Origin of the sequence: Tahibacter sp. (genome assembly GCF_032229445.1) — a bacterium.
In the GTDB taxonomy this organism is placed as follows: Bacteria; Pseudomonadota; Gammaproteobacteria; order Xanthomonadales; family Rhodanobacteraceae; genus Tahibacter.
The window spans coordinates 1-3,757 of sequence record NZ_JAVTWC010000142.1 but is presented as its reverse complement, the minus strand read 5'-3'; the positions used below and the strand labels follow the sequence as shown (position 1 = coordinate 3,757).

General features: G+C 62.0%; 3 protein-coding genes. All 3 read left to right on the top strand.

Features of this window, described 5'->3' with window-relative positions; genetic code table 11:
• Positions 1 to 96 precede the first annotated feature (96 nt).
• Positions 97 to 2,208: a portal protein gene (locus tag RUU78_RS25575; protein WP_313920730.1), complete on the top strand. Its 2,112-nt coding sequence runs from the start codon at positions 97 to 99 to the stop codon at positions 2,206 to 2,208.
• 14 nt (positions 2,209 to 2,222) lie between these two features.
• Positions 2,223 to 3,056: a hypothetical protein gene (locus RUU78_RS25570; protein ID WP_313920728.1), complete on the top strand. Its 834-nt coding sequence runs from the start codon at positions 2,223 to 2,225 to the stop codon at positions 3,054 to 3,056.
• Positions 3,057 to 3,082: 26 nt separating this feature from the next.
• Positions 3,083 to 3,757, top strand: a 675-nt coding sequence (locus tag RUU78_RS25565) for a P22 phage major capsid protein family protein (protein WP_313920726.1), incomplete at its 3' end; no start/stop codon positions are given.

Genomic DNA, 3,757 nt, shown 5'->3' with positions numbered 1-3,757 from the left:
TGGTACGCAACGCACGGATTCGAGCGCATCCAGGGCGACCCGGTTGTGGTCATGCTCCGCAAGCCGCAACATCCGCTGATCAAACACTGAGGCAGCATGAAGCAGAAAAGCAAAGCCGACGACGACATCATCGCCGAGGCCAACGCTCGGTACGCCCGCTGCTTGGCGTTCGAGGCGGACAATCTCAAGGAGGCGCGAGACGATTTTCAGAAGCTGGCGGGCAATCACTGGCCCGCAGACGCTGCGCAGCAGCGCGCAATCGAGCGCCGTCCGTGCATCACGATCAACAAGCTGCCCGCGTTTTTGCACACGGTAACGAACGACCAGCGACAGAACAAGCTCGGCATCAAGGTTCATCCGGTCGATGATGGCGCGGACATCAAGACGGCCGACGTGCTGCAGGGGTTGATTCGGCACGTCGAGTATGAGAGTGGCGCGGATGCCTGCTACGACACGGCTGGATTTCATGCGGCCGCCTGCGGTTTCGGGTATTTCCGTATTCGCACGGAGTACGACCGAGAAGATTCGTTTGACCAGGTGCCGCGGTTCGAGCGGTTCCGGTCTCCGTTCTCGGTGCATCCAGACCCAGACGCAAAAGAGCCTGACGGCAGCGACCAGGAATTCTGCTTTGTGGACGGCACGATCGCGCGATCCGAAGTCAAGCGCGACCATCCCGGCGCGTCGGCGGCAGTCTCGAACGAGAGCGACGGCACGGACGACGTAATGCTGCTCTGCTCGGAGTATTACCGGATCGAGCAGTCGCCGGCCGCGCTGGTGCGCCTGAGCAATGGCGAAACGGGCTGGAAAGATGACCTGATCGAACTGCCGTTCGGCGTCACGATTGTCGATGAGCGCAAGAGCAGGCGCCGAAAAGTCATGTGGTACAAGCTCTCGTCGTCTGAGTCTGTCGAGCGCGGCGCGGTCGGCATGCCAGGCAGCTCAACGACGTTCACGGATGTGCTTGAGCGCGCCGAGATTCCCTGCCGATGGATCCCGGTTTTCCCGGTCTATGGCGAGGAACTGGAGATCGACTCGAAAGTCGTTCGCTCCGGGCTGATTCGGCACGCCAAAGGCCCGTCAGTGATGTACGACTACTGGATGACCGCGGCGACAGAGGAAGTCACGCTGCGCCCCAAAACGCCATTCATCGGCGCCGAGGGACAGTTCGAGGGTCACGAGAAGAAATGGCGCGCGGCGAATGTGCAGACGTTCGCGTATCTGGAATACAAGCCGCGCACGATTGGAGGTAGTCTCGCGCCTCCTCCGCAGCGACAGCCGATGGCCGACATCCCGTCTGGCGTGCTGCAGATGGCGATGCACGCCGCGGACGAAATCAAATCAACAACCGGCATTTTCGATTCGTCTCTCGGCGCCCGCGGTACGGCCACAAGCGGCATTCAGGAGCGCGAGCAAAAGCGCCAGGGCAACGTCGCAAACTTCCACTTCTCGGACAACCTGACGCGCGCGGTGCGCCATGCAGGGCGCTGCCTCGTGGACATGATCCCGCGGATTTACGACACGGAGCGCGTCGTCCGCATTCTCGGCGATGACGAGAAGGTTTCGCATACGACGATCAATCAACCGCTCGAACGTCCGGAGATTGATGAGAAGACCGGCGCGATTCGCACGGTGCTGAACGATCTGACGGTCGGCAAATACGACGTGACCGTATCCGCAGGCGCCAGCTACTCGACACGCAGGCAGGAAGCCTCTGATGCGATGGTTTCGTTTGGCCAGTCCTGGCCGAAGCTCATGGACGTTGCCGGCGACAAGGTTGTCACGGCGATGGACTGGCCAGGTGCCGACGAAATCGCGGAGCGCATCAAGCGCACGATTCCGCCCGAATTGCTCGGCGACGAAGACGGCGAGGACGGCGAACAGTCGCCGCAGATTCCGCCGCAAGTGCTGCAGATCGTCCAGCAGGCACAGCAGCATATCCAACAGCTCGAAGCCGAATTGCAGGACGCCAAGACCGGCATCGAGAAGGCGCGCATCAGCGCCGAGTCGTCCGAGCGAGTCGCACAGATCAACGCCAACGGCCGGCAGGACGTGGAAGAGCTGAAAGGCTGGATTTCGATGCTCATGCAGAGCATGCAACCGCCGCCAGCGCTCAACGCCGCGGCGATGCAGACCCAAGAACAGCAGCAAGAACCAATCGCGCAGGGGCCGGGCCAGCCTCCTGAATTCGCGCCCGGCCAGCAGTTTTGATCGTGGAGCCATCCATGCAGGAAGCACAAGAGCAGCAAACATCGTCGCCGGCAGACGCAAGCAGTGAAGCGCCGGAAACCGTAACCGAGGAACTACAGCAGTCCGAGCAGCAGGAAGCCGCAGAGAAGCCCGAAGAGGGCGACGAAGGCGACGACCAAGGCGGCGAGGAAAAGCCGCAGGAGAAGCCAAAGCGCAGCGCTCGTGAGCGTATCAACGAGTTGACGAAGCGGGCGCACGAGGCAGAGCGAGAGGCGCAGCGCTGGCGCGAAGCCGCCGAGAGAAAGACGGCTGATCCCTCCGAGAAGCCAAACCCTGACAAATTCGGTTCGTATGACGAGTACGTCGAGGCGTTGGCGGACTGGAAAGCGGATCAGCGAGTCGCCGAGTCGTTCAAGAGGCGTGATGCCGAGCGGTCGCAGGCGGCAGAGGCGCGGGCGGCAGAAGCCAAGGCGCAAGCCTGGGCAGAGCGGCAGAGCGAATTCCGCGAAGCCACGCCGGACTATGACGCAGTTGTAGGAAAGTCGGCTGTGCAAATTGCGCCGCACGTCGTCGACACGCTGCTCGACAGCGAATCGGGGCCGGAGCTTGCTTATCACCTCGCCAAACGCCCGGAAACGGTCAAGCGCATCAATGCACTGTCTCCGCTCTCGGCAGCGCGAGAACTCGGACGGATCGAGGCGACGCTATCGAATCCGGCCGCGCCACAAATCAAACCGGCCAGCAAAGCGCCTGCGCCGATTACGCCAGTCCGATCGTCCGCGCCTGCGGCAGTCGATCTGGCCTCTGCAAACATGGACCAGTACATCGCCGCGCGTCGCAAACAAGGCGCGACATTCAGGCGGCGGTAATCCACATCATCACGGAGCAATAAAACATGAGTAATACACTGCTGACCAGCAGCATTCTGGCCAAGGAGACCCTGGCCGTCATTGAAAATAACTGTGCGTTCGGCGGCATGGTCAATCGCGACTACGAAACCGTACATAGCGCGTCGATGCGGGACGGCTACGAGCCTGGAGCGACGATCAACATCCGCAAGCCGTCGCGCTATACGTATCGGTCCGGGCGCGTCTCTGTGCCGCAGGCATCCGTCGACAACTCTGTTCCGCTGACGCTTTCGCAGGGCGGCGCGGATTTGAACTTCAACCTGTTCGAGCGCTCGCTGCAGATCACCGATCGGCGCATCCAGAAGAAGATCAACGCGGCGGCGGCTACGATCGTCAACGAGATCGACCGCGTTGGCCTGCTGCTCGCCAAGACGGCGGTCTACAACTGCCTGAACCCGACCGGCGCGCTGCCGACGACGCAAGCGCTGTCGCTGGCGGCCATCACCGGCATCAATCAGCGCCTCGACGAAATGGGCGCGCCTCGCGACAACATGCGCGGCCTGATCATGAACCCGGCCATGAACGCGGCGACGGTTGGTGGTTTCGCCGGGCTGTTCAACGGCCAGGCAAAGCTCGGGCGGCAGTTCGACTCGGGGCTGATGGTCGATAGCCTGGGCCTGTCGTATGCGATGGACCAGAATGTCGCGGTGCATACCAACGGC

Bases quoted from the DNA above. Each gene is read 5' to 3' on its own strand.
- RUU78_RS25575 (WP_313920730.1), top strand. From the start codon at position 97: ATGAAGCAGAAAAGCAAAGCCGACGACGACATCATCGCCGAGGCCAAC.
- RUU78_RS25570 (WP_313920728.1), top strand. From the start codon at position 2,223: ATGCAGGAAGCACAAGAGCAGCAAACATCGTCGCCGGCAGACGCAAGC.